The sequence below is a fragment of the Streptomyces sp. NPDC002564 genome (assembly GCF_042889645.1).
GTDB lineage: Bacteria > Actinomycetota > Actinomycetes > Streptomycetales > Streptomycetaceae > Streptomyces.
This window is the reverse complement of sequence record NZ_JBIARE010000001.1, coordinates 1,221,710-1,246,121: the sequence shown is the minus strand read 5'-3', so window position 1 is coordinate 1,246,121 and position 24,412 is coordinate 1,221,710. Positions and strand designations below refer to the sequence as shown.

Annotated in this window: 25 protein-coding genes and 1 riboswitch; of the genes, 8 read left to right on the top strand and 17 right to left on the bottom strand. The window is 72.0% G+C overall.

The window, feature by feature from the left end:
• Positions 1-21: 21 nt before the first annotated feature.
• Entirely contained in the window at positions 22-567 is a 546-nt protein-coding gene (locus tag ACFYXE_RS05730) for a TIGR00730 family Rossman fold protein (protein WP_361179627.1), read from the bottom strand.
• A 196-nt stretch (positions 568-763) separates the two neighbouring features.
• On the opposite strand from ACFYXE_RS05730, the gene ACFYXE_RS05725 reads away from it, so the two are divergent.
• A complete protein-coding gene (locus tag ACFYXE_RS05725; RefSeq protein WP_361179625.1) occupies positions 764-1,096 on the top strand; it encodes a DUF427 domain-containing protein in 333 nt (110 codons plus the stop codon).
• Here ACFYXE_RS05725 and ACFYXE_RS05720 read toward each other — a convergent pair.
• Positions 1,080-2,075, bottom strand: a complete 996-nt coding sequence (locus ACFYXE_RS05720; protein ID WP_361179623.1) for a helix-turn-helix domain-containing protein — start codon at positions 2,073-2,075, stop codon at positions 1,080-1,082. The two genes, ACFYXE_RS05725 and ACFYXE_RS05720, sit on opposite strands and share 17 nt — an antisense overlap.
• A 148-nt stretch (positions 2,076-2,223) precedes the next feature.
• Here ACFYXE_RS05720 and ACFYXE_RS05715 point away from each other — a divergent pair, with 148 nt between their 5' ends.
• Positions 2,224-3,165, top strand: a complete 942-nt coding sequence (locus tag ACFYXE_RS05715; protein ID WP_361179637.1) for an NADP-dependent oxidoreductase — start codon at positions 2,224-2,226, stop codon at positions 3,163-3,165.
• Between the two features lie 31 nt (positions 3,166-3,196).
• On the opposite strand, the gene mnmA is transcribed toward ACFYXE_RS05715, so the two are convergent.
• Positions 3,197-4,327: a tRNA 2-thiouridine(34) synthase MnmA gene (mnmA, locus tag ACFYXE_RS05710; protein WP_389309586.1), complete on the bottom strand. Its 1,131-nt coding sequence runs from the start codon at positions 4,325-4,327 to the stop codon at positions 3,197-3,199.
• Positions 4,328-4,394: 67 nt separating this feature from the next.
• On the opposite strand from mnmA, the gene ACFYXE_RS05705 reads away from it, so the two are divergent.
• Positions 4,395-5,117, top strand: coding sequence for an N-acetylmuramoyl-L-alanine amidase (locus tag ACFYXE_RS05705; protein ID WP_389309101.1), 723 nt, complete (start codon positions 4,395-4,397; stop codon positions 5,115-5,117).
• Here the strand turns inward: ACFYXE_RS05705 and ACFYXE_RS05700 are convergent.
• The 3 genes from ACFYXE_RS05700 to ACFYXE_RS05690 all read right to left on the bottom strand — a co-directional run bounded on the left by ACFYXE_RS05700 (position 5,110) and on the right by ACFYXE_RS05690 (position 6,931).
• On the bottom strand, positions 5,110-6,288 hold the full coding sequence (locus tag ACFYXE_RS05700) for a cysteine desulfurase family protein (RefSeq protein ID WP_389309099.1): 1,179 nt from the start codon (positions 6,286-6,288) through the stop codon (positions 5,110-5,112). The two genes, ACFYXE_RS05705 and ACFYXE_RS05700, sit on opposite strands and share 8 nt — an antisense overlap.
• Before the next feature lie 48 nt (positions 6,289-6,336).
• Entirely contained in the window at positions 6,337-6,555 is a 219-nt protein-coding gene (locus tag ACFYXE_RS05695) for a DUF4190 domain-containing protein (RefSeq protein ID WP_389309583.1), read from the bottom strand.
• A 223-nt stretch (positions 6,556-6,778) separates the two neighbouring features.
• A complete protein-coding gene (locus ACFYXE_RS05690) occupies positions 6,779-6,931 on the bottom strand; it encodes a hypothetical protein (protein WP_361179615.1) in 153 nt (50 codons plus the stop codon).
• Positions 6,932-7,041: 110 nt separating this feature from the next.
• On the opposite strand from ACFYXE_RS05690, the gene ACFYXE_RS05685 reads away from it, so the two are divergent.
• Positions 7,042-7,674 (top strand): TetR family transcriptional regulator, encoded by a 633-nt coding sequence (locus ACFYXE_RS05685; RefSeq protein ID WP_389309097.1) that lies wholly within the window; start codon positions 7,042-7,044, stop codon positions 7,672-7,674.
• A 96-nt stretch (positions 7,675-7,770) separates the two neighbouring features.
• Entirely contained in the window at positions 7,771-8,640 is an 870-nt protein-coding gene (locus ACFYXE_RS05680; RefSeq protein WP_389309095.1) for an alpha/beta fold hydrolase, read from the top strand.
• On the opposite strand, the gene ACFYXE_RS05675 is transcribed toward ACFYXE_RS05680, so the two are convergent.
• The 11 genes from ACFYXE_RS05675 to ACFYXE_RS05625 form a co-directional block, all read right to left on the bottom strand.
• Positions 8,594-9,679, bottom strand: a complete 1,086-nt coding sequence (locus tag ACFYXE_RS05675) for a helix-turn-helix transcriptional regulator (RefSeq protein ID WP_389309093.1) — start codon at positions 9,677-9,679, stop codon at positions 8,594-8,596. The genes ACFYXE_RS05680 and ACFYXE_RS05675 overlap by 47 nt on opposite strands.
• A gap of 79 nt (positions 9,680-9,758) precedes the next feature.
• On the bottom strand, positions 9,759-10,646 hold the full coding sequence (locus ACFYXE_RS05670; RefSeq protein ID WP_361179605.1) for a thioesterase family protein: 888 nt from the start codon (positions 10,644-10,646) through the stop codon (positions 9,759-9,761).
• 71 nt (positions 10,647-10,717) lie between these two features.
• On the bottom strand, positions 10,718-11,392 hold the full coding sequence (locus ACFYXE_RS05665) for a trimeric intracellular cation channel family protein (protein WP_361179603.1): 675 nt from the start codon (positions 11,390-11,392) through the stop codon (positions 10,718-10,720).
• Between the two features lie 276 nt (positions 11,393-11,668).
• Positions 11,669-12,943: an ABC transporter ATP-binding protein gene (locus tag ACFYXE_RS05660; RefSeq protein ID WP_389309580.1), complete on the bottom strand. Its 1,275-nt coding sequence runs from the start codon at positions 12,941-12,943 to the stop codon at positions 11,669-11,671.
• Positions 12,944-12,996: 53 nt separating this feature from the next.
• Positions 12,997-14,094, bottom strand: a complete 1,098-nt coding sequence (locus tag ACFYXE_RS05655; RefSeq protein ID WP_389309090.1) for an ABC transporter ATP-binding protein — start codon at positions 14,092-14,094, stop codon at positions 12,997-12,999.
• Entirely contained in the window at positions 14,091-15,092 is a 1,002-nt protein-coding gene (locus ACFYXE_RS05650) for an ABC transporter permease (protein ID WP_361179485.1), read from the bottom strand. Before ACFYXE_RS05650 ends, ACFYXE_RS05655 begins: the two co-directional genes overlap by 4 nt.
• 152 nt (positions 15,093-15,244) lie before the next feature.
• Positions 15,245-16,999, bottom strand: a complete 1,755-nt coding sequence (locus ACFYXE_RS05645; protein WP_389309088.1) for an ABC transporter substrate-binding protein — start codon at positions 16,997-16,999, stop codon at positions 15,245-15,247.
• A 99-nt stretch (positions 17,000-17,098) separates the two neighbouring features.
• On the bottom strand, positions 17,099-18,103 hold the full coding sequence (locus tag ACFYXE_RS05640) for an ABC transporter permease (protein WP_361179481.1): 1,005 nt from the start codon (positions 18,101-18,103) through the stop codon (positions 17,099-17,101).
• 362 nt (positions 18,104-18,465) lie between these two features.
• Positions 18,466-19,278, bottom strand: coding sequence for an enhanced serine sensitivity protein SseB C-terminal domain-containing protein (locus ACFYXE_RS05635; RefSeq protein ID WP_389309085.1), 813 nt, complete (start codon positions 19,276-19,278; stop codon positions 18,466-18,468).
• Between the two features lie 162 nt (positions 19,279-19,440).
• Positions 19,441-20,220 carry an enhanced serine sensitivity protein SseB gene (locus ACFYXE_RS05630; RefSeq protein WP_389309083.1) on the bottom strand — a complete coding sequence of 260 codons (780 nt, stop codon included), beginning with the start codon at positions 20,218-20,220 and terminating at the stop codon, positions 19,441-19,443.
• Positions 20,221-20,269: 49 nt separating this feature from the next.
• Positions 20,270-20,974 (bottom strand): AAA family ATPase, encoded by a 705-nt coding sequence (locus ACFYXE_RS05625; RefSeq protein WP_389309577.1) that lies wholly within the window; start codon positions 20,972-20,974, stop codon positions 20,270-20,272.
• A gap of 149 nt (positions 20,975-21,123) precedes the next feature.
• Positions 21,124-21,231: riboswitch (glycine riboswitch) on the top strand.
• Between the two features lie 149 nt (positions 21,232-21,380).
• Between ACFYXE_RS05625 and gcvT the strand changes: the two genes are divergently transcribed.
• The 3 genes from gcvT (at position 21,381) to glyA (ending at position 24,289) form a co-directional block, all read left to right on the top strand.
• A complete protein-coding gene (gcvT, locus tag ACFYXE_RS05620) occupies positions 21,381-22,514 on the top strand; it encodes a glycine cleavage system aminomethyltransferase GcvT (protein ID WP_361179473.1) in 1,134 nt (377 codons plus the stop codon).
• 111 nt (positions 22,515-22,625) lie between these two features.
• On the top strand, positions 22,626-23,003 hold the full coding sequence (gene gcvH / locus ACFYXE_RS05615; protein WP_389309081.1) for a glycine cleavage system protein GcvH: 378 nt from the start codon (positions 22,626-22,628) through the stop codon (positions 23,001-23,003).
• 23 nt (positions 23,004-23,026) lie between these two features.
• Positions 23,027-24,289 (top strand): serine hydroxymethyltransferase, encoded by a 1,263-nt coding sequence (gene glyA / locus ACFYXE_RS05610; protein WP_389309079.1) that lies wholly within the window; start codon positions 23,027-23,029, stop codon positions 24,287-24,289.
• Positions 24,290-24,412: the final 123 nt, after the last annotated feature.

The window sequence follows — 24,412 nt, the reverse complement described above, 5'->3', positions numbered from 1 at the left end:
CCCCGCCCCCGGCGGGCCCGCTCAGAGGGTGCCGGCCTGCTCCTCCAGGTAGGCGAGGGCGCCGACGGGCTCCTCGGCGAAGAAGACCAGGTCGGTGAGGGGAAGGGGCAGGAAGCCCTCGTCCTCCATGCGGCGGAACTGCTCCTTGAGGCCGTCGTAGAAGCCCTCGGAGTTCAGCAGGACCACGGGCTTGGTGTGCTTGCCGTGCTTCTTCAGCTCCAGGATCTCGGTGGCCTCGTCGAGCGTGCCGGTGCCGCCCACCATGATCACGACCGCGTCGGACTTCGCGAGGAGCAGCGCCTTGCGCTCGGCGAGGTCCCGCGCGACGACCATCTCGTGGGGCGCGGCGACCTGCCGGGCCCGGTCGGCGAGGAAGTCCACGGAGACGCCGACGAGGCCGCCGCCCGCCGCCTCGACGCCGTCCGCCACGACCTTCATCAGGCCGCTCTCCGAGCCGCCCCACACCAGCGTGTGGCCGCCCCTGCCGAGCAGCTCGGCGAATTCCCGGGCCGGGCGGGTGTAGCGGTCGTCGAGGTCGGCGGCGGAGAGGAAGACGCAGATGTTCATGCGCCCACGGTACGGTCCGCCACGCGGCCCGGCGCCGACGGGTGGCGGCCACCCGACCCCGGCGGCCGGAAGTGCCCCGGGCGGGAAGAAGGCCGTCATCAGGAGCGCTGACAGGGGTGGGGCCACTCGCCCCACCGGACCCATCGCTCCACCGATCACTCGCTCCACCCGATCCACTCGCTCAGGAGGCATCACCGTGACCGAAGGACACCGGATCACCGTCGAGCAGGGCACCGACCACGTGCGCGTGGTGCGGGACGGGCAGGTCGTGGCGGACAGCCGCCGCCCGCTCCTGCTGCACGAGACGGGCTACCCCGTCCGCCACTACCTTCCGCCGGAGGACGTCCGCGTCGACCTGCTGACGCCCTCGGAGACCCACACGTACTGCCCGTTCAAGGGAACGGCCTCCTACTGGTCGCTGCCGGACGCGCCGGACACGGTGTGGGCCTACCCGGAGCCGCACGCGGCCGTGGCCGCCGTCAAGGACCACTTCTGCTTCTACGAGGCCGAGGTCACGAAGCAGCCGTGAACGTGCGCCGGTAGGCGAGCGGCGAGACGCCCAGCACGGAACGCATGTGCTGGCGCAGGGAGTTGCCGGTCCCGAAGCCGGACCGGTGGGCCACCACGTCCACCGGCAGGTCGCTCGACTCCAGGAGCTGGCGGGCCAGTTCGATGCGCTGCGCGGTGAGCCAGCGCCCCGGGGGCATGCCCACCTCCTCCTGGAAGCGGCGGGTGAAGGTGCGCAGGCTCATGCGCGCGTGGGCGGCCAGTTCGCCCAGGGGCAGCGGCTCCTGGAGCCGCTGGAGGGCCCACGCGCGCGTGGCGGCCGTCGTGGCGAGCGTCGGCTCGGGCACGGGCCGCTCGATGTACTGCGCCTGTCCGCCGTCGCGCCAGGGCGGCACGACGCACACGCGGGCGACGTGGTTGGCGACGGACGCGCCGTGGTCGCGGCGCACCAGGTGCAGGCAGAGGTCGATGCCCGCGGCGACGCCCGCCGCGGTCAGCACGTCGCCGTCGTCCACGAAGAGCACGTCCGCGTCGACCTTGATCCGGGGGAAGGAGCGCTGGAAGTCGCGGGCGACGTTCCAGTGCGTCGTCGCGGGGCGGCCGTCGAGGAGCCCGGTGGCGGCCAGGACGTACGAGGCATTGCAGAAGGAGACGATCCGGGTGCCGGGCCTGATCCGGCGCAGGGCGGCCGTCACCGGCTCGGGCAGCTCGTCGCCCGCCATGCCCTCGTCGAAGTGCAGGGTCGGCGGGATCACCACGGTGTCCGCCTCCGCCAGGGCCTGCGGGCCGTGCTCGGCGGACACCGTGAACCCGGAGTCGGTGCGCACCGGCCGGCCGTCCACCGTGCAGACCACGACGTCGTAGAGCGGGTGCCGCCGATCGTCCAGCGCGCTGCCGAACACCCGGGACGGGATGCCCAGCTCGAACGCGTACACGCCGTCCAGGGCGAGCACGGCCACGCGGTGCGCGCCGCGCACGCCTTCCACTCCACTGCAGACCATGGCCGAATCCTGTCACATCATGGCCAAACTGCCAGCACCGCGGGTGGGTCACCCGCCGCACTCTGGTCCCACGAGCCGCTCCCGGAGACCAGCCCGGCCCCCGGAACCCGGCCGTTCCCGACGTTCCCGAAAGAGGAAGACCATGAAGATGCGTGCCGTCACCCCCCGCGCCTGGGGCGCCCCCGAGAACCTGGTCCCGGTCGAGGTGGACCGCCCCGAACCGGGGCTGACCGAGATCCTGGTCCGGGTGCACGCGGCAGGCGTGAACCCCGTCGACTGGAAGATCCGCGCGGACGGCGCCTTCGGCAGCTGGGGCGACACACCGATCCTCGGGTACGACGTGTCCGGCGTCGTCGAGGAGGTGGGCCCCGGGGTGACCCTGTACCGGCCCGGCGACGCGGTGTTCGGCATGCCCCGCTTCCCCGAACAGACCGGTGGCTACGCCGAGTTCGTCGCGGCGCCCGCCCGGCGCTTCGCGCCCAAGCCCGAGGGCATCGATCACGTGCAGGCCGCCGCGCTGCCGCTCGCGGCGCTCACCGCGTGGCAGGGCCTGATCGAGACGGCCGGACTGCGCGCCGGGCAGCGGGTGCTGATCCACGCGGCGGCGGGGGGCGTGGGCCACCTCGCCGTGCAGATCGCCAAGGCGCACGGCGCGTACGTCATCGGCACCGCGCGCGCCGAGAAGCACGCCTTCCTGCGCGGCCTGGGCGCGGACGAGGTCATCGACTACACGCGCGTGGACTTCGCCGAGGAGGTGCGCGACGTGGACGTGGTCCTCGACGGCGTGGGCGGCCCGTACGGCACCCGCTCGCTGCCCGTGCTGCGCCGCGGCGGACACCTGGTCACGCTGCCCGACCCGGGCGGCCTTCCGGACCCCGAGCGGGCCGCCGGGCTCGGCGTGCACGCGGGGTGGACCGTCGTCGAGCCGGACCGCGCGGGGCTCCTGGAGATCGCCCGCCTGGTCGACGAGGGGAAGCTGCGCGCCGAGATCGACACGGTGCTGCCCCTGGAGGACGCCGCCAAGGCCCACGCGTACGGCGAACAGGGCCGCACCCAGGGCAAGATCGTGCTGCAGGTGGCGGGCCGCTGAGGCCGTGACCGGGCCGGCGGGCCCGGCGGGGTCACGCCGCCGCCGTCGCCCGTTCCGTCGTCGCGATCGTCGCCGAGCCGACCACGCGCGTGCCGTCGTAGAGCACGACCGCCTGGCCGGGGGCGACGCCGCGCACGGGCTCGGCGAAGGAGACGGTGAGCGTGCCGTCGACGAGCTCGGCGGTCACCTCCGTCTCGCCGCCGTGCGCGCGCAGCTGCGCGGTGTACGTGCCGGGCCCGGTGGGGGCGAGGCCGCACCAGCGGGGCTTGACGGCGGTCAGGGCGGTCACGTCCAGGGCGGCGGCCGGGCCGACCGTCACGGTGTTGTCGACCGGGGAGATGTCCAGGACGTAGCGGGGCTTGCCGTCGGGGGCCGGGGTGCCGATCCGCAGGCCCTTGCGCTGGCCGATGGTGTAGCCGTACGCCCCTTCGTGGGTGCCGAGCTTGTTGCCCTCGGCGTCCACGATGTCGCCCTCCGCCCTGCCCAGGCGGGCGGCGAGGAAGCCCTGGGTGTCGCCGTCGGCGATGAAGCAGATGTCGTGGCTGTCGGGCTTCTTGGCGACGGCGAGCCCGCGGCGCTCGGCCTCCGCGCGGATCTCGTCCTTGGTGGTGACCGTGTCGCCCAGGGGGAACATCGCGTGGGCGAGCTGCTTGTCGTCGAGCACCCCGAGGACGTAGCTCTGGTCCTTGGCCATGTCGGAGGCGCGGTGCAGCTCGCGGGAGCCGTCCTCGCGGACGATCACCTGTGCGTAGTGGCCGGTGACGACCGCGTCGAAGCCGAGGGCGAGGGCCTTGTCGAGCAGCGCGGCGAACTTGATCTTCTCGTTGCAGCGCAGGCACGGATTGGGCGTGCGGCCCGCCTCGTACTCGGCGACGAAGTCCTCGACCACGTCCTCGCGGAACCGCTCGGCGAGGTCCCACACGTAGAACGGGATGCCGATGACGTCCGCCGCGCGGCGGGCGTCGCGCGAGTCCTCGATGGTGCAACAGCCCCGGGCACCCGTGCGGAACGACTGCGGGTTCGCCGAGAGGGCGAGGTGCACTCCGGTCACGTCGTGCCCGGCCTCGGCGGCGCGGGCGGCGGCGACGGCGGAGTCCACGCCGCCGGACATGGCGGCGAGGACACGGAGGGGACGCTGGGGACGCTGCGGGGTCTCGGTCAAAGTCATAGCTCTAACAGAGTACGGGGCGACGGGAACCGGACGCCCCCGAGTAAGCGTTGAAGATCGCATGGGGGATTCTCGGCGGGAGCCCACGGACGGCACGGGCCGCGGTGTCAGCCGCCGCACGCTGCTGATCGGCGGCGCCGCGGCGGCCGTCGGCACGGCCCTGCTGGCCGGGGACGAGCTCGGGCGGCTGTGGTGGCGGCTGCCGGGCGTGGTCAAGCGGCGCAAGGAGGGCGAGGTCGACGCCCCCGGCGCACAGTGGATAGCCGCGTCGGACTACAACTGGCGGCGCGCCGACCGCCCCGACGACTACGCCATCGACCGCGTCGTCATCCACGTCGTCCAGGGCGGGTACCAGACCGCGCTGCGCGTCTTCAAGGACCCGGGGCACGGCGCCGCGGCGCACTACGTGGTGCGCAAGGACGGGCACATCGCGCAGATGATCCGCGAGCTCGACGTGGCCTTCCACGCGGGCAACAAGAGCTACAACGAACGCAGCATCGGCATCGAGCACGAGGGCTTCGTCGACCAGAAGTCGTCGTTCACCGGCCCGATGTACGCGGCGTCGGCGCGGCTGACCGCCGGGATCTGCCGGCGGTACGACATCCCCGTGGACCGCGAGCACATCGTGGGCCATGTGGAGGTGCCGGGCACCGACCACACGGATCCGGGCCCGCACTGGGACTGGGACCGCTATCTGCGGCTGGTGCGTGCCGAGCGGGCCAGGCCGGAGCGGACACCGAAGCCGACGGCGTCGGAGCGGGCCGCCGGGACCGGACCTAGCTGAGCCCCGCCGACCGCGCCCGTTCCACCGCGGGGCCGATCGCCGCCGCCACCGCGTCCACGTCCGCCTTCGTCGAGGTGTGGCCCAGCGAGAACCGCAGCGTGCCGCGGGCCAGGTCGGGGTCGGTGCCGGTGGCGAGCAGGACGTGGCTGGGCTGGGCGATGCCCGCCGTGCACGCCGAGCCGGTGGAGCACTCGATGCCCTGCGCGTCCAGGAGCAGCAGCAGGGAGTCGCCCTCGCAGCCCGGGAAGGTGAAGTGCGCGTTGGCGGGCAGCCGTCCGTCCGGCGCGGGGTCGCCGCCGAGGATCGCCTCGGGGACCTCCGCGCGCACGGCGGCCACCAGGTCGTCGCGGAGCGCGCCGATCTCGGCGGCGAACCGCTCGCGGTGCGCCGCGGCGTGCTCTCCCGCGACGGCGAACGCGGCGATGGCGGGCACGTCCAGCGTCCCGGAGCGCACGTGCCGCTCCTGGCCGCCGCCGTGCAGCACGGGCACGGGGGTGTACTCGCGGCCGAGCAGCAGCGCGCCGATGCCGTAGGGGCCGCCGATCTTGTGGCCGGAAACGGTCATCGCGGCGAGCCCGGAGGCGCCGAAGTCGACGGGGAGCTGGCCGTACGCCTGCACGGCGTCGGCGTGCAGCGGGATGCCGAACTCGTGCGCGATGTCGGCCAGTTCGCGGATCGGCTGGATGGTCCCGATCTCGTTGTTGGCCCACATGACGGTGGCGAGGGCCACGTCGTCGGGGTTGCGCTCGATGGCCTCGCGCAGCGCGTCGGGGTGCACCCGCCCGTACGCGTCGACCGGCAGGTACTCGACGGTGGCGCCCTCGTGCTCGCCGAGCCAGTGCACGGCGTCGAGGACGGCGTGGTGTTCGACGGGGCTGGCGAGCAGCCGGGTGCGGGCCGGCGCTCCCTCCCCCGCGTACCGCCGGGCCCAGTACAGGCCCTTGACGGCGAGGTTGTCCGCCTCGGTGCCGCCGGAGGTGAAGACGGTCTCGCTGGGGCGGGCGCCGAGTGACGCGGCGAGTGCCTCGCGGGCCTCCTCGACGGTGCGTCGCGCCCGCCGTCCCGCCGCGTGCAGCGAGGAGGCGTTGCCGGTGACGGCGATCTGCGCGGTCATCGCCGCGATCGCCTCCGGGAGCATCGGAGTGGTCGCTGCGTGGTCGAGGTAGGCCATGGTGCGCACGATTCTACGAGCCGCGCGGACCCCTTCGCCCCGGTGGTATCAGCCTGCGAGACCCCAGGACACGGTGTCGTCCATCGAGACGAGCGTCGCGAGGACGACGAGGTCGGCCACGCCGAGCCCGAGTCCGAGCAGCGCGCGCCCCTTGCGGGTGGTGCCGCGCCACAGGGAGATGCCCGCGAGGACGATCGCGACGGGCCCGAGGAAGAGGTTCAGGACGAGCAGTCCGACCAGGCCGAGGACGAAGGAGGCGACGGCCATGCCGTCGGTGTCCCGGCGCCCGGTGGGACGGGCCGGGGCTGCTTCCGTGGCGCGCTCTACGCGATCTGCGCGCCCCCCGTGATCCGTGTGATCCATGTGATCCGTGCGCCCCGCGTCGTCCGTGGCGCGTTCCGTGCGTTCCGTGCGTTCGGCGGTGAGTTCCATGGTGCGACTCCTGGCAGGTGGAGGTGTCGTACGGGCGGGACCGGCGGTCGGCCGGCGGTCAGCGGTGGCGTGCGTGGCGCTCGCGCAGGGCGAAGACCAGGAGCCACACGCCGATGACCGCGGCGGCGACGAGGCTGACCGGAAGCGGGGCGTGGGCCACGGAACCCATGGCGACACCCAGCAGCAGAAGGGCGGCGACAAGGAAGAGCATGTGATCCCTCTCAGTTCGGTGAACGCTTGTGGTAACAGTTGTTCACTGACTTAGGAGTCTACTCCCTCCGCGGCTTTCAAAACTCGGAGAACAGTTGTTAACTGCATGGCATGAGTCACACCCTCGGCGTCCGGCAGGCCCAGAAGCAGAAGACCCGGCAGGCCCTCCTCGACGCGGCCCTCCAGCTCCTGGAGGAGCAGAGCCTCAGCAGCCTGGGCCTGCGCGAGGTGACCCGCGCCGTGGGCGTCGCGCCCACCGCCTTCTACCGGCACTTCCGCGACACCGCCGACCTGGGCGTGGCCCTGGTCGAGGAGTCGCTCGGCAGCCTGCACACGGCACTCACCGCGATGCTCGCCGCGGAGACCGGCGACAGCGAACAACGCATCGCGGAGACCGTCGAGTTGATAGCGCGCTACGTCCACGCCCACCCCGCCCACGTCCGCTTCGTCGCCCGCGAGCGGCACGGCGGCGTGCGGGCGGTGCGCGACGCGATCGGCGCCCAGCTCGCCCTGTTCGCACGGGAGGTGGCGCGGCAGTTCGCCCGGGAGGCGCCGACGTCCGGCTGGACCGAGGACGACCTGCTGATGCTGGCCGGCATGTACGTCGACCACATGGTGATGACCGCGTCGGCGTTCCTGGACGCGGGCCCCGGCACCGCGGAGGAGGCGCGGGTGGCGGACGTCGCCCGCAGGCAACTGCGCCTGGTGGGTCTCGGCCGGCGCCACTGGGGCGACACGGACTGACGCCGGGCCGCCACCCGCGGCCACCGCCCCGCCCGGACGGCGGCCACGGGCAGATTCCCCTCGACTCCCCCGTAAGGAGCTACTAGCCTTACGGTCATGACAGCCGACCGAGTCACCCGGACCGCCTCCGACGCCTGGCACCTCGACCGGACCTTCGAGGGGCCGACCGGCACCGTCCGCTGGGCGGCCCTCGGCCCCGCCGACGCGCCGCCCGTCGTCCTCGTCCACGGCACGCCGTTCTCGTCGTACGTCTGGCGTGCCGTCGCGCGCGCCCTGGCGGGCGGGCACCGCGTGTACGTGTGGGACCTGCCGGGGTACGGGAGCTCGCACATGGAGGCCGGGCAGGACGTGTCGCTCGCCGCGCAGGGCCGCGTGTTCGCCGCGCTCCTCGACCACTGGAACCTGGCGCGACCGGCCGTGGTGGCGCACGACTTCGGCGGCTGCGTCGCCCTGCGGGCGCACCTGCTGCACGGCGCACGCTACGAACGCCTCGCCCTGGTCGACCCGGTGGCGCTGGCGCCCTGGGGCTCCCCCACGTACCGGCTGCTCGGCGCGAACTCCGGCGTGTTCGCCCAGCTGCCGCCCGACCTGCACCGCGCGCTGGTGCGCACCTACGTGGCCTCGACCAGCCCGCGCGGACTGCACCCCGAAGTGCTCGACCACCTCGTCGAGCCGTGGTGCACGCAGGAGGGACAGGCCGCCTTCTACCGGCAGATCGAGCAGAACGACCAGCGGTTCACCGACGAGATCGAGGGCCGGTACGGGGAGCTGGCGCTGCCGGTGCTGGTCTGCTGGGGCACCCGGGACCCCTGGATCCCGGTGGCCAGGGGCGAGGAGCTGGCCCGGCGGATCCCCGGCGCCGAGCTGCGGCTCATCGAGGGGGCCGGGCATCTCGTCCAGGAGGACGCGCCCGCCGAACTCACGGCCGAGCTGGCCCGTTTCCTGAGCCGCGGGCCGGAGGCGTGACGACGGGCCCGGTGTCCGCCGGACCGCCTGCTGCACCATCTGCCGGACCGCCCGCCGGACCGTCTGCCGCGGCGCTTTCCGCGGCGCCGTACAGCTCGGCGACCTCCGCCGCCGTCCCGGCGAGCACCGCGCGCACCTCGGGCGGCCCGAGCACCTCCACGTGGTCGCCGAAGGGCAGCAGCATCTTCGCCTCGCCGGCCGCCCGGTAGCCGAGACGGACGGTGACCCACTCGCCGGTGCCGTCGTCCACCGGTGTCCGGGTGACCGAGGAGCCGTTCAGGCGCAGGAACTGGTCCAGGCGGGAGCGGCGCACCCGGGCCGTCACGTCGACGCCTCCCGGCCGCTCCTCAACCTGCCGCTTCAGCACGGCCCACACGTCGGCGAGTTCGACGCCGGGGCGGCGGCGCACGGCGGCGTCGGTCAGGACCGCGCCGCTCACCCGGTCGACGCGGAAGAGGCGCGGGGCGCCCTGCCGGTCGGCCACGAGGTACCAGACGCCGGCCTTCGACACGAGGCCGTACGGATCGACGGTGTACGTCACCGGCCGGGCGGCGCCACCGTGCCGGTAGGTCAGGCGCAGCCGCCGGTCGGCGAAGGCGGCGTCCTGCAGCACCGCGAGGTCCACGGCGGGGTCCGGGTCGCGCATCCAGCGCGAGGCGTCGACGAGGATGCGGCGGCTCGTCAGCTCGGCGGCGGGCCGGTGCGGCGCGGGCAGCGCGGCCATCACCTTGCGCAGCGCGGACCCGAGCGCCGCGTCGAGGCCGAGCGCCGCGTGCGCGCCCTGCGCGGCGAGGATGAACAGCGCCCGCGACTCGTCCGCGGTCAGCCCCGTCACGTCGGTGCGGAACCCGGCGAGCAGTTCGATGCCGCCGCGCCGGCCGCGCTCGGCGTAGACCGGGACACCGGAGGCGGACAGGGCCTCGACGTCCCGGTAGATCGTGCGTACGGAGACCTCCAGGCGCTCCGCGAGTTCGTGGGCGCGGACCCGTCCCCGGGTCTGGAGCAGCAGCAGGATCGAGAGCAGCCGGTCGGATTTCACCCGCTCAGGATCCCGCAGCGGGGCCACTCCGAGCGGTGCCGGGGCGCGACGGGCCCCGCGACGGGCCCCGTGGCGGGCCCTAGGCCAGCCGCGCGCGGGCCAGTTGGCGGGACTGGGCCACCAGGCGGTCCTCGCTGTCCCAGACCTCCGCGTCCTCCTCCAGGAAACCGCCCGCGAGGTTCCGCGTGGTGATCGCGACGCGCAGCGGGCCCGGGGCGGGTCGGTGGCGGACGTGGACCGTCAGTTCGACGGTGGGGACCCAGCCGGTGAGGCCCATCTCGAAGGCGGTCGGCGGCAGCGCGTCGACGGCGAGCAGCAGCGACAGCGGGTCCGCGTCGCGGCCGTCGGCGAGGCCGAACCAGGCGCGCATCTCCCCCTTGCCGGAGGGCTGTCCGAGCGCCCAGCCGAGGGTGGCGGGGTCCAGCTTGAGGAAGAGCCGGTCGGCGATGGCCGAACTGCCGGGCACCGGGCGGTGGTCGGGCGCGTCCTGCGCGCCGAAGCACTGGTCGAGCGGCGGGATGGCGGGCGGCACGGCCGTCGTGCGGACATCGTCGGGGAGCGCGTCGAGGTCGCCGTACGAGGCGAGGACACGGATCCGCTCGACCTCGCGGCCCTCCTCGTCGTACTGGAAGAGCGAGGCCTGCCCGGTCGACAGGGAGCGTCCGGCGCGCACCACGTCGGTGCGGATCACGGCCGGGCCGGGGCTCGACGCGGTGAGGTAGTGCGCGGAGACGGTGAACGGGTCCGGGTGCGGCAGGGCGTCCGCGAGGGCGCGGCCGATGACGGCGAGCAGATAGCCGCCGTTGACGGCGCTGATGATCGTCCACCCGGCGGAGAGCTCGGTGTCGTAGACGCCGGACTCGCGCCGGACGACCGCGGTGTCGCGGTCGAACTCGCTGTCGCCGATGCTCGCGGGCACCGATACCGGGAGGGGGGCTGCCGAGGCCGCCGATGCTGCCGTTGCCATGCCAGCAACGTACAACAGGTAACTACTGAGCGGTAGCTTTTTCTGTTGCGGGTGCGTGAAGCGCGAGGGCCCTACGGGGTCTCCTCCACCTCGGCCTCCACCGCGGTGGACCGGCGGTTCCAGGCGCGCGGTGCCCGCCAGTGGTAGCGCAGCGCCAGCAGGCGCAGCACGAACGTCGTCACCACGGCGATGCCGCTGGTGAAGGCCGTCAGCTCCTCGAAGCGGATGCACAGGGCGACCATCGTCGCGCCCACGATGGCCGGGACCGCGTACAGGTCGCGGTCCCAGCGGACCAGCGAGGGCACCTCGTTGGCGACGATGTCGCGGAGCACACCGCCGCCCACCGCGGTCATCAGGCCGAGGGCGGCCGACGCGGTGAGGCCGAGGCCGTAGTCGTACGCCTTGGTCGTGCCCGAGACGCAGAACAGGCCGAGGCCCGCCGCGTCGAAGACGTTGACCGCGAGCTGGGTGCGCTCCACCTCGGGGTGCAGGAAGAAGACCAGCGCGGCGGCGAACAGCGGGGTGATGAAGTAGCCGAGATCGGTGAAGGCGGCGGGCGGGACGGCGCCGATCACCAGGTCGCGGAAGAGTCCCCCGCCCAGCGCGGTGACCTCGGCGAGGACGGCGATGCCGAAGACGTCGAAGTTCTTGCGCACGGCGAGCAGCGCGCCGGAGATCGCGAAGACGAAGATCCCCACGATGTCGAGCGCGTGCTGGACGGAGGGCGTGAACAGATCCTGGAGCACGCGTCATTCTTACCCGCGCGCGGCCCGGCCCCGCCGCTGCCCGCACCCGCATTTGAGGGTTGGGGCTCCGCCGCTCCCTGCCCCGGCGGTTCCACTGCTCCGTAGTCCCCCCCCAGCACTTCAATGAGAAAGTCGAAGGAGGCCGCGCCAGGGTGCGGTCCACGGCCCCCGGTCCCCGGCCGGCGGCACGGCCCCTGCGGAACGGGAGGGTGCGGAGTCCGTCGGACCCCGCACCCTCCCGTCGTCCCGGCCGTACCCCTGGGGGCACGCGCGGGCTCAGCCCTGCTTCTCGCCCTCGGTCTTGCCCTCACCCTTGACCTCGGCCTTGGTGACCTCGGGCGAGGCCGCGGCCTCGGGCGTGGCGGCGGATTCCGGGGTCGCCGTCGGCGTGGCGGCGGGTGCCGACGTCGCCGTCGGCTCGGCGGCGGCCTCCGCCGCGGCCTCCTCGGCCGCCGTCTCGTCCGCCTTGGTGACCACCGACACCACGTCGATCGCCTCCTTGGCGACCGCGAGCAGCTTGGTGTCCTCGGGCGCCTGGTCCGCGGCGTTCTCCGGGTGGTGGCAGGCCACCTGGTGACCGCTCGCGAGCGCGATCAGCGGCGGCTCCTTCGTCGTGCAGATCTCCGTCGCCTTCCAGCACCGCGTGTGGAAGCGGCAGCCGCTGGGCGGGTCGATCGGCGAGGGCACGTCGCCGCGGAGCAGGATGCGGTCGCTCTTGGCACCGCGCCGCTTGGGGTCCGGCACCGGCACCGCGGACAGCAGCGCCTTGGTGTACGGGTGCATCGGCGAGTTGTAGAGGTCCTTGCGGTCCGCCAGCTCCACGATCTTGCCCAGGTACATCACCGCGATGCGGTCCGAGACGTGCCGGATGACCGACAGGTCGTGCGCGATGATCACGTACGTGAGGCCGAGCTCGTCCTGCAGGTCGTCCAGGAGGTTGACCACCTGGGCCTGGATGGACACGTCCAGGGCCGAGACCGGCTCGTCGGCGACGACGAGCTTGGGCCGCAGCGCCAGGGCCCGCGCGATGCCGATGCGCTGGCGCTGGCCGCCGGAGAACTCGTGCGGGTACCGGTTGTAGTGCTCGGGGCTGAGCCCGACGCGCGCCAGCATCTCCTGCACGGTCTTCTTCACGCCGCCCTCGGGCTTGACGCCCTGGAGCTTGAAGGGCGCGCCGACGATCGTGCCGATGGTGTGCCGCGGGTTCAGCGACGAGTACGGGTCCTGGAAGATCATCTGCACGTCACGGCGCAGCGGGCGCATGCCGCTGGTGTTCAGGTGCGTGATGTCCACGCCCTCGAACTCGACCCGGCCGCCGGTCGGTTCGAGCAGCCGCGTGATCAGCCGGCCCATCGTCGACTTGCCGCAGCCGGACTCGCCGACCACGCCGAGCGTCTCGCCGGGGCGTACGTCGAAGGAGAGCCCGTCGACCGCCTGCACCGCCGCCACCTGGCGCTGGAGCAGCCCCTTCTTGATGGGGAAGTGCTTCACCAGGCCGTCGACCTTGAGCAGCGGCTCGGGCGAGCCCTTCGTCTGCGCCGGGATCGTCATCTCCTGGCCCTTCGCCGTGCCTTTGGGGTTCTTCTGGTCCTTCGCGGCTTCGTTCACAGCTTCGGCGCAATCTCTTCGGTCCAGATCCGGGTGCGCTCGTCCTGCGACATGTGACAGGCCGAGTAGTGGCCCTCGGCCACCAGGCGCAGTTCGGGGCGCTCGCTGCGGGTGATCTGGTCCTTGGGGATGTCCGCGTAGGGGCAGCGCGGGTTGAAGGCACAGCCGCTCGGCAGGTTGATCAGGCTGGGCGGGGAGCCCTTGACCGGGATCAGCCGCTCGGTCTCCTCGCGGTCGATGCGGGGCATCGAGCCCAGCAGGCCCCAGGTGTAGGGGTGCTGGGGTTCGTAGAAGACCTTCTCGGCGGTGCCGCGCTCGACGCACCGGCCGCCGTACATGACCAGGAGCTCGTCCGCCATCTCGGCGACCACGCCCAGGTCGTGCGTGATCATGATGACGGCGGAGCCGAACTCCTTCTGCAGGTCCCGGATGAGGTCCAGGATCTGCGCCTGGACGGTCACGTCCAGGGCGGTGGTCGGCTCGTCCGCGATGAGCAGCTCGGGGTTGTTGACCAGCGCCATCGCGATCATCGCGCGCTGGCGCATGCCGCCGGAGAACTCGTGCGGGTAGGAGTCGACGCGCTTGTCGGGCTGCGGGATGCCGACCCGGTCGAGCATCTCGATCGCCCGCTTGCGGGCGGCCTTCTTGTCGACGTCGTTGTGGACCCGGTACGCCTCGGTGATCTGCTTGCCGATGGAGTAGTACGGGTGCAGCGCGGACAGCGGGTCCTGGAAGATCATCGCCATCTCGCGGCCGCGGAGCTTGCGCACCGTGTCGGGATCGGCGGAGAGCAGCTCCTGGCCGTTCAGCCAGATCTCGCCGGAGATCCGGGCCCGGCGACGGCCGTACTGGCCGGCGGTGTGCAGGCCGAGGATGCCCAGCGAGGTGACCGACTTGCCGGATCCGGACTCGCCCACGATGCCGAGGGTCTTGCCCTTCTCCAGCGAGAAGTTGAGCCCGTCGACGGACTTGACCAGGCCGTCGTCGGTCGGGAAGTGCACCTTGAGGTCGCGCACCTCGAGGAAGGCGGAGGGAGCGGGAGAGCCGGCGACGGGTTCGCCCACCGCTGCTCCGCTCTTGGACAGTTCGGTCATCCCAGCCTCACTCGCGGGTCGATGACGGCGTACAGAAGGTCGACGACGAGGTTGGCGACGGCGATCGCGAGCGCCGCACACAGGGTGACGCCGAGAATGACGGGCAGGTCCTTGCTGCTGATGGCCTTGACCGCCTCGAGGCCGAGCCCCGGAAGGTTGAACGTGGACTCGGTGAGCACCGCGCCGCCCATCAGGACGCCGAGGTCGAGTCCGAAGACGGTGAGGATCGGCGTCATCGCGGAGCGCAGCGCGTGCCTGCGGATGACGACGCCCTCGCCGAGGCCCTTGGCGCGCGCGGTGCGGATGTAGTCCTCGCCGAGGACCTCCAGCATCGTGGCGCGGGTCAGGCGGGCGTACATGGCCGCGTTGAGGAACGCGAGCACGATCCACGGCAGGATCAGCGTCTGGAACCAGACGTCGATCGAGTCGTCGGTACTGAGGCTGTCCGCGATCTTCACCCAGCCGAGGCTGTGCACGAAGACGCCCATGGCGATCATGCCGGTGAAGAAGACGGGCAGCGAGACACCGGCGAGCGCGGTGGTCATCGCGGCGCGGTCCCAGATGGTGCCGCGGCGCAGCGCGGAGATCACGCCGGTGATGACGCCACCGGCCAGCCACAGCACACAGGCTCCGGCGGCGAGCGCGCCGGTGACGGGCAGGGCGTCCTTGAGGGTCTCCCAGACGGGCGCCTCGGTACGGAAGGAGTAGCCGAAGCACGGCGCCGGGCAGTGCGTGACGTCACTGCCGTTGACGTAGTCGCGCCCCATCGGGATGCCCTTGATGAAGTCCCAGAACTGGACGAGCAGAGGGTCGTCGAGGCCCAGTTTGACGCGGATGCCCTCGAGCTGCTCGGCACCCGATGCCTTGCCGGCGAAGAGGACGGCGATGTCCTGTCCCGCCCACTTGGGCAGCATGAAGAAGATGGTGAAGGTCGCGAGCAGTACGACCAGCACCATGATGATGACGGCGATCAGGCGCCGGATGAGATAAGCAAGCACTGTGCGCGGCCCGGGGGGGGGGGGGGGGGGGGGGGGGGGCCCCGGGGGGGGGGGCCCCCCCCCCCCCGCCCGGGGCCATCACCTGCCCTTCGGACTGGCGGGATTCGTCGGCGGTGTGACGGTGGATCAACTACGGGTACTGCGACGGGGTGTTACTTGACGACGCCGAGCGAGGCGTAGTCGTACCGACCGTTGTAGGCGTCGGACATGTAGGCGTTGGTGAGCCGCGATCCGCGCCAGGTGATGTTCTTCTCGTAGAGGAAGGGCATCCAGTCGGCGTTGTCGAGGATCCGCTTGTCGAGCTCCTTGTAGATCTCGCCGGCCTTCGTGGCGTCGGTCTCGGCGATCGCCTTGTCGAAGAGCCCGTCGATCTTCTTGTCCTTGATCTGGGACTCGTTGTAGTTGCCGTTCTCGATCAGGTAACGGCTGTCGAACAGCGGCTGCGCGTAGCCCTGGCCGGACGGGAAGTCCGGGCCCCAGCCACTCATCTGCATGCTGTAGCCGCGCTTCTTCACGACCGAGGGCGAACCGGTGATGCTGGCCGAGTCGGCGCCGTCGAGGGACTCGACGCTGATGTCGATGCCGACCTTCTTCAGCTGGGCCTGCAGCGCCTCGGCGGCGTCGACCTCACCCGGGTTGTTGTTGCGGGCGGTCAGCTTGGCGCTGAAGCCGTTCGGCTTGCCGCACTGCTTGAGCTCGTCCTTGGCCTTGGCGGCGTCCGGCTTGCCCTTGCGCGCCAGGACCCCGTACGGGTCGTAGTCGCTGTGGCCCGGGATCGCCACCGGGAAGGTGGAGTTGGCGATGTCGCCGGCCGCGACCTTGCCGCCGCGGGTCTGCTGCAGGCTCGCGAAGTCGGTGCCGTAGAAGACCGCCTTGCGGCAGTGCACGTTGTCGAACGGCTTCGCGGTGTGGATCAGCGCGACGTAGCGCACGAAGGACGTGTGCATGTTGTCGACGTTGGCGCGGTGGTCCGAGACGGCGCTGACCCGGCCGGACTGGGTCATGCCCGTGCCGTTGAGGTCGAGGTCGTAGTCGCCCTCCATCAGCTTCTTGTCGTTCTCCTCCAGGTTGGCGGAGATCGTCACGTCGATCTTGTCCGGCAGCGCGGCGCGGATCGGGTCCGAGGACTTCTTCCACTTGTCGTTGCGGACCAGCACGATCTTCTTGCCGGACTTGTACGACTGGAACTTGTACGGGCCCGAGGAGAACGGACGGGCGGTGTACTTCGCCTTGGTGTCCTTGGCCTCCTTGACCGGCGAGCCGGTCGGCATGGCCAGGAACTGCTCGAAGTCACCGTTGCGCTTGGGCAGCTTGAAGACGATGGTCTGGTCGTCGGGCGTCTCGATCGCCTTCAGACCGTCCTTGTCCTTGTAGGGACCCTTGTACTTCGTGTCGGGGTCGAGCGCCGCGCGGATGTAGCCGGGGCCACCGGTGATGGTGTCCGTCGCCCAGGAGCGCTCGATGCCGTACTTGACGTCCTTGGAGGTCAGCTTGGAGCCGTCCTCCCAGGTGAGACCGTCACGCAGCTTGTACGTGTAGGTCTTGCCGTCGTCCGAGATCTTCGCGGTGGAGGTGGCGAGGTCCGGGACCAGCTTCGTGCCCGCCTTGCCCGGCTTGGTGTCGTAGGACACCAGCTGCCGGGTGTAGAAGCGCATGAAGTCCCACGACATGCCGTAGTAGGCGCGCTGGGGGTCGGCGGAGTCGAGGTCCTGCTTGCCGACCATCTTCAGCACACCCCCCTTCTTCTTGGAAGGGTTGGCGACCTTGTTGAGCGACGCGTTGTAGCCGGCACCCTTCGAGTCACCGTCGTCACCGTCACCGCCGCCGCACGCCGTGGTGGTCACCAGCGCCGCGACGACGAGGGCCGCACCACTGGTGAGCCGTCGTTTCGAGGAAACTGTGGGCATTTTCTCGTCCTCCGAGATTCGCGGTCCCTGGCCTTGAGCTGCCGGAGAACCATGGATAGAGCCACCTGACATGCGGCAGGGGCAAGCCGGTCGGTACTGCTAGCGCGTCCCCTTCGGGTCGAGCGCGTCCCGCAGCCCGTCGCCGAAGAGGTTGAAGGCCAGGACGGTGATGAAGATCGTCACGCCGGGGAAGACCATGAACATCGGGTCGTGTTCGTAGGTCTCCAGGGCGTCGCGCAGCATGCCGCCCCAGGAGGCCGTCGGCGGCTTCACACCGGCGCCGAGGAAGCTCAGGGCCGCCTCCGTGAGGATGTTGGTCGGGATCATCAGCGTCGCGTAGACGGTGATCGGCGCGACCAGGTTGGGCAGCAGCTCGCGGAAGAGGATGTGCCGGCGGCCGCCGCCCAGGCTGCGGGCCGCTTCCACGTACTCGCGCTCGCGCAGCGAGAGGGTCTGGCCGCGGACGATGCGGCCGACGTAGGGCCAGCCGAAGAAGCCGATGACCAGGACGAGGATGCCGACGCGGACCCCGCTGCCGGTCAGGCCCAGCAGGTCGTCCGGCAGGACCGAGACCAGGGAGATGATGAAGAGCAGCTGCGGGAAGGAGAGCAGCACGTCCATCACGCGGCTGATCAGCGCGTCGACCCAGCCGCCGAAGTAGCCGGCGACGATGCCGAAGAGCGTGCCGAGCGCGACGGCGACCACCGCGGCCAGGAAGGCCACGAGCAGCGAGATGCGCGCCCCGTAGACGATCCGGCTGAAGATGTCGCGGCCCTTGTTCGGCTCGACGCCGAACAGGAAGTCGCCGCTGACACCGCCGAGCGCGCCCTTGGGGAGGTTGGTGAGCTCGTCCAGCTCCTCCTGGTGGAAGTCGTTGGGCGGGTGGCCCAACAGGCTGACGATCAGAGGCGCGAAGACGGCGACCAGGATCAGGACGATCACGACGATGGCGCCGGAGAGGGCCACCTTGTCCTGCTTCAGCCGGTGCCAGGCGATCTGCTTGAGGGACCGGCCCTCGACCTTCTTCACCCCTGCATCAGCTGCGGGGGCGACGTCCTCGGTCGGGTCCGCGTCCGCAGGTGTGTCATGCAATGGTGCCGTCATCGTGGCAGGGACCCCTCTCAACCGGTGGTGACCGGCCCGCACTTGCCGCTGTAGCGACGTGATCAGTCCGTCGTACACAGGGGCGAAGGCCCCTGGAGCGGGAGTCTTCATCCACGTCGCGATCTGTTACCAGCCTTGTCGGGGAAAGGATGCGCAAACGTGATGCTGATCGAGGTGTTCCGTTATCCGGACGCGTGTGAACGAGGGGCGAACACGGGGCAGTTGGGGTGCAAGGCGGCACGGGAGCCCATAGGGCCCCACCCGCATCAGAACGGGACATCACGTGCGTTGTCGCTGTTCGCGCGGTCGTGCGCGGCCCGTCCGGGCCCGCGGACGGGGCCCGCGTGGCCGATTCGCGACGGTCAGTACTGCGCGGGGTAGCCGTATCCGCCGGCCTGGGCGGGGGCCGCCTGGGCCTCGCGGTCGTAGAAGGGGCGGGCGTTGGCGCGCAGCCACATCGCGACCGGGTCGTAGTCGTCGGACATCGCGACGGTCGAGACCGGCAGGCCCTCGGGGACGGCGGGGATGGACTGCTGCATCATCGCCCGCACCGCGTCGACCGACGGCGGCGAGGTGTCGTACACGTCCAGGCCGATGGCCAGATAGGGCGCGCCGAGCGCGGGCTGCACCCAGGCGCGGCGCAGCGAGCGCACCGCGGGGGTGCGGTGCGCGTTCTGCGTCAACAAGGCATAGAACTGCGGGATTTCGATGCTCGGCTCGGTGAGCCGGAGCGGGCCCGCGGGCAGCAGGTCCAGGCCCGTGGCGATACGGCGCAGATCCAGCCAGGGGATGCCCACGCCGCCGCCGGGCGCGTGCGGGTTGAGCCAGAGGCCGTAGTGGTCGGGGTAGAGGGTGCGGGCGGCGTCGACCCCGCGCACCACCTCGTAGCTGCGGTTCCAGCCGCTGGCGGAGAGCTCCTGGGCGGAGGTCACACAGGGGGCGTAGCCGAGGCCCTCGACCTCCATGTTGCCGTACTGGGCGTCGGGGGATCCGGCCTGGCCGTGCCAGAGCAGCATCCACACCCGGTCGGCGGCGAGCGCGCGCAGCAGTGCCTCGTAGGCGTCGTAGCGCCCCGGCGTCACCTGGCGCAGCATCTGCTCGACCTGTCCCCAGGGGCTCGGACCAGCTCGTCCTGGGGAGACCCCATCGCCCGCGGCCGTGCCCGACGCACTCACCCGTAACCGCCCCTTCGCTTCGAACCCGCGTACCCCGTCGCCCGGCACGGTGTGTGCCCCGACCGGGTCATGGAACCAGCTTAAGCGGCGATCCTGGCACGGACTTGACGTACGACACCTCGGGCCCGGCGGGCCGCGTCGCGCCGGAGCGCCCCGCCCGCCTCAGGCCCCGCGGTGGTAGAAGGGCCGCACCCGGGCGCGCAGCCAGTCGCCCACCGGATCCTGCGCCACGTCGAGCAGCACGAGGTTGACCGGCCAGGGCGCGGGGACCGCGCCGAGGGCGCGCCCCAGGGCCTCCATGGGCAGCTCGCGGGCGCCGCCCTCCCAGGTGGACAGCTCGACGCCGACGAAGAGCGCCGGGTCGTCCGTCTCCACGGTCGCCAGGCAGCGGCGGGCGGTGAGCACCACGCCCGTCGCCTCGAACTCGCGGGCGGCGGCGGTCAGGAAGTCGACGGGGTCCTCCTGCCAGTCCGGCTCGAACAGACGTACCCGGCCGCCGCTGGTGGGGCCGTCCAGCTCGGTGCGGCCCGACCGGGCGAGCTCGGCGACGGCGGAGGGCGGCAGCGGGACGCCGACGGTGCCGTCCGGGTTCAGCGCGATGCCGAGCTGCGGGGGCAGGCCGCGGGCGAACTCGACGGCGGGCGCCACGGTGCGGCCCATGCGGTCGGCGGCCTCGCCCAGGGCCTGGTGGAACTGCTGCTCGGAGGTGAAGACGGGGACGTACGCCTGGCCCTCGATCTCCAGGGTCGGCAGGTCCAGGGTGCCGCTCTCGGGCCCGCCGCCGTTCGGCAGCGGGATCCATATGTGGCTGCGGCCGAGCACCTCGACGATCCGGGCGCCCGCCGTGGCGGGGCCGCCGAGGGAGGCCGCGAGGACCTCCTCTAGTTCGTTGCCCGGCCATCCGCCGTACGGATGGGCGTGTGCCTGCGCCGGAAAGTCCATGTCCAACGTCCAACCCCTGCTCGCGACCGCTCTTGCTGCGGCTCGAACCCTAACGCCGCACGGCCCGGCGATCGAAGGCGATCCCGCGCAGCGCCTGGGCCGCCGCCCGGTCGAGCAGCACCGCGGAGCCGCAGCCGCGGGGCAGGTCGCCGCGCTCGGTGGCGCCGACGAGCCGCCCGACCGTTCTGCGGTGGCGGGCGAAGGCGTACCGCGAGACGCCGCGGCCGCGGGCGAGCTGGCCCTGCAGCGCGGTGTCGGCGGGCACGTCGAGCAGCAGCAGGTGCAGGGCGGTGCCGCGCCGGGCCGCCTCGCGGGCGAGCCAGCGGCGCACCCAGGCCTGGGTGCCGCAGTCGTGCACCACGACGCCGGCGCCGGAGCGCAGGGCGCGGCGCAGGCCCGCGTAGTGCGCGAGGCGGACCAGGGGGCGGTAGACCGCGTAGGGCAGCAGGCGGGGCATCCGGCGGGCCCAGCGGTCGCGGGTGTCCTGGGAGTCGATGCGGGGGCCCGTGACGGCCTGCCGCATGAGGGTCGACTTTCCGCCGCCGGGCAGCCCGGAGACGACGACGAGGTCGCCCTCGTCGAAGGTGAGGCGGCGCGGGCTGTGACCGCGGCGGCCGCGCAGGTCGCGGACGACGGCCACGGGCAGCGGGCCGCAGCGCTCGGTGGCGGGGACGGCGGCCTGTCCGGGCAGCGCCACCCCCGAGGTCGTGGCGTAGACACTGGTCCTGCTGCGCACCGTGATCGGCCTCCCCATAGCGGTCACGTACTGCTTCCCCAGCAAGTGTAAAGAGAAGGTAATGCGGCACAAGGGCGTTCCGGGGGCACCGGACGAGTACCCGGTCACGGGTCCCCCTGGAGGGGGGCGCGTGCAATGATGTGCGCGCCAACTCCATACCGGCCGTTTGAATCCGCGCGGGAGAGTTCCCGGACCGGGCACGCACTGTGCCTCCGGGGCGCCGAAGGAGCAAGTCCCTCCCTTGAATCTCTCAGGCCCCGTACCGCGCGGGCGAGGCACATCTGAAAAGCGGGCCGCCCCGGTGGCCCCACCCAAGGTGCAAGCCGGGCGTCTCGGACATCGGGACGCTCTCGGCGAACCTCTCAGGTTCCGATGACAGATGGGGAGGATCGACCTCGCCCGTCATGCCCTGGGAGTTCCCTTCATGAGCACTGCCCCCCGTCTGACCGCCCTCGATGCCGTGCATCGTTCGCTCGGCGCGACCATGACCGACTTCGCGGGCTGGGACATGCCGCTGCGGTACGCCAGCGAGCGCGACGAGCACAACGCCGTGCGCACCAAGGCCGGCCTCTTCGACCTGTCGCACATGGGCGAGATCACGGTCACCGGCCCCGCGGCCGCGGACTTCCTGAACTTCGCGCTGGTCGGCAACATCGGCTCCGTCGGTGTCGGCCGCGCCCGCTACACGATGATCGTCGCGGAGGACGGCGGGATCCTGGACGACCTGATCGTCTACCGCCTCGGCGCGGCCGGGGCCCCCGAGTACATGGTGGTCGCCAACGCCTCGAACGCGCAGGTCGTGCTCGACGCGCTGACCGCCCGCGCCGAGGGCTTCGACGCCGAGGTCCGTGACGACCGCGACGCGTACGCCCTGCTCGCGATCCAGGGTCCCGAGTCCCCCGGCATCCTGAAGTCACTCACGGACGCGGACCTGGACGGCCTGAAGTACTACGCGGGCCTGCCCGGCACCGTCGCGGGCGTGCCCGCGCTGATCGCCCGCACCGGCTACACCGGCGAGGACGGCTTCGAGCTGTTCGTCTCCCCCGGTGACGCGGAGAAGCTGTGGGGCGCGCTCCTGGAGGCGGGCACGCCGGTCGGTCTGGTCCCGGCCGGTCTCTCCTGCCGCGACACGCTGCGCCTGGAGGCCGGCATGCCGCTGTACGGGCACGAGCTGACCGCCGAGCTGACGCCGTTCGACGCCGGGCTGGGCCGGGTGGTGAAGTTCGAGAAGACGTCGCAGTCGGAGACCTTCGTGGGCCGCGCGGCGCTCGCGGCCGCCGCCGAGCGCGCCGAGTCGGCGCCGCCGCGCAAGCTCGTCGGCCTGATCGCCGAGGGCCGCCGCGTGCCGCGCGCCGGTTTCCCGGTGGTCGCCGGCGGCAAGGTGATCGGTGAGGTCACCTCCGGCGCCCCGTCCCCGACGCTGGGCAAGCCGCTCGCGATGGCGTACGTCGACGTCGAGCACGCGGCCCCGGGCACCGAGGGCGTCGGCGTGGACATCCGCGGCACCCACGAGCCGTACGAGGTCGTGGCCCTGCCGTTCTACAAGCGCCAGAAGTGACGCTGTAGGCGACCGTCCCCGCGTGGGCGCGGCCCGACGCGCCGCAGAAGTGACCCCACGCACATCTTTCTCGTTCCGCAGCACCCACCCGCGTACAGGAGAATTCAGGTCATGAGCAACCCCCAGCAGCTGCGTTACAGCAAGGAGCACGAGTGGCTGTCGGCCGCCGAGGAAGGCGTGTCGGCCATCGGCATCACGGAGCACGCGGCCAACGCGCTCGGTGACGTCGTCTTCGTGCAGCTTCCGGAGGTCGGCGACACGGTCACCGCGGGCGAGACCTGCGGCGAGCTGGAGTCGACCAAGTCGGTCAGCGACCTGTACTCGCCGGTGACCGGCGAGGTCGTCGAGGCCAACCAGGACGTCGTGGACGACCCCTCGCTGGTCAACTCCGCCCCGTTCGAGGGTGGTTGGCTGTTCAAGGTGCGCATCGCCGAGGAGCCGGGCGACCTGCTCTCCGCCGATGAGTACACCGCCTTCGCCGCCGGCTGACCCATACCGATAGGGATCGTGTGATGTCGCTTCTGAACACCCCCCTCCACGAGCTGGACCCGGACGTCGCCGCCGCCGTCGACGCCGAGCTCCACCGCCAGCAGTCCACCCTCGAGATGATCGCCTCGGAGAACTTCGCTCCGGTCGCCGTCATGGAGGCCCAGGGCACCGTCCTCACCAACAAGTACGCCGAGGGCTACCCCGGCCGCCGCTACTACGGCGGCTGCGAGCACGTGGACGTGACCGAGCAGATCGCGATCGACCGGGTCAAGGACCTGTTCGGCGCCGAGTACGCGAACGTCCAGCCGCACTCCGGCGCCTCCGCCAACCAGGCCGCCCTCTTCGCGATCGCCCAGCCCGGCGACACGATCCTCGGCCTGGACCTGGCGCACGGCGGCCACCTCACGCACGGCATGCGCCTGAACTTCTCCGGCAAGCAGTTCAACGTGGTCGCCTACCACGTGGACGAGGCCGGTCTGGTCGACATGGCCGAGGTCGAGCGCCTGGCCAAGGAGAACAGCCCGAAGGTGATCATCGCGGGCTGGTCCGCCTACCCGCGTCAGCTGGACTTCGCCGAGTTCCGCCGGATCGCCGACGAGGTCGGCGCGAAGCTGTGGGTCGACATGGCGCACTTCGCCGGGCTCGTCGCCGCCGGTCTGCACCCCAACCCGGTGCCGTACGCGGACGTGGTCACCTCCACCACGCACAAGACGCTCGGCGGCCCGCGCGGCGGCATCATCCTGGCGCGCAACAAGGACTTCGCCAAGAAGCTGAACTCCGCGGTCTTCCCCGGCTTCCAGGGCGGCCCGCTGGAGCACGTCATCGCGGCCAAGGCCGTCTCCTTCAAGGTCGCCGCCTCGGACGACTTCAAGGAGCGCCAGCAGCGCACCCTGGACGGCGCCCGCATCCTGGCCGAGCGCCTGGTGCAGGACGACGCGAAGGCGGCCGGCGTCGGCGTGGCCTCCGGCGGCACCGACGTGCACCTGGTCCTGGTGGACCTGCGCGACAGCGAGCTGGACGGCCAGCAGGCCGAGGACCGCCTCCACGAGGTCGGCATCACGGTCAACCGCAACGCGGTCCCGAACGACCCGCGCCCCCCGATGGTCACCTCGGGCCTGCGGATCGGCACGCCCGCGCTGGCCACCCGCGGCTTCCGGGAGGAGGACTTCCGCGAGGTCGCCGACATCATCGCCGAGGCCCTCAAGCCCGGCTTCGACGCGGACGCCCTCAAGGCCCGCGTCACCGCTCTGGCCGACAAGCACCCCCTGTACCCCGGCCTGAAGTAATTTCGTACCCTTTTGTACGTACGCCATTGTTCGTACGCACGAAACGTCGGGGCACCTTGCACACTGGACAGTGGGCGAGGTGCCCCGCACCACGTGTCCCTCCCGCTCGGGGCGCGTGGGTCC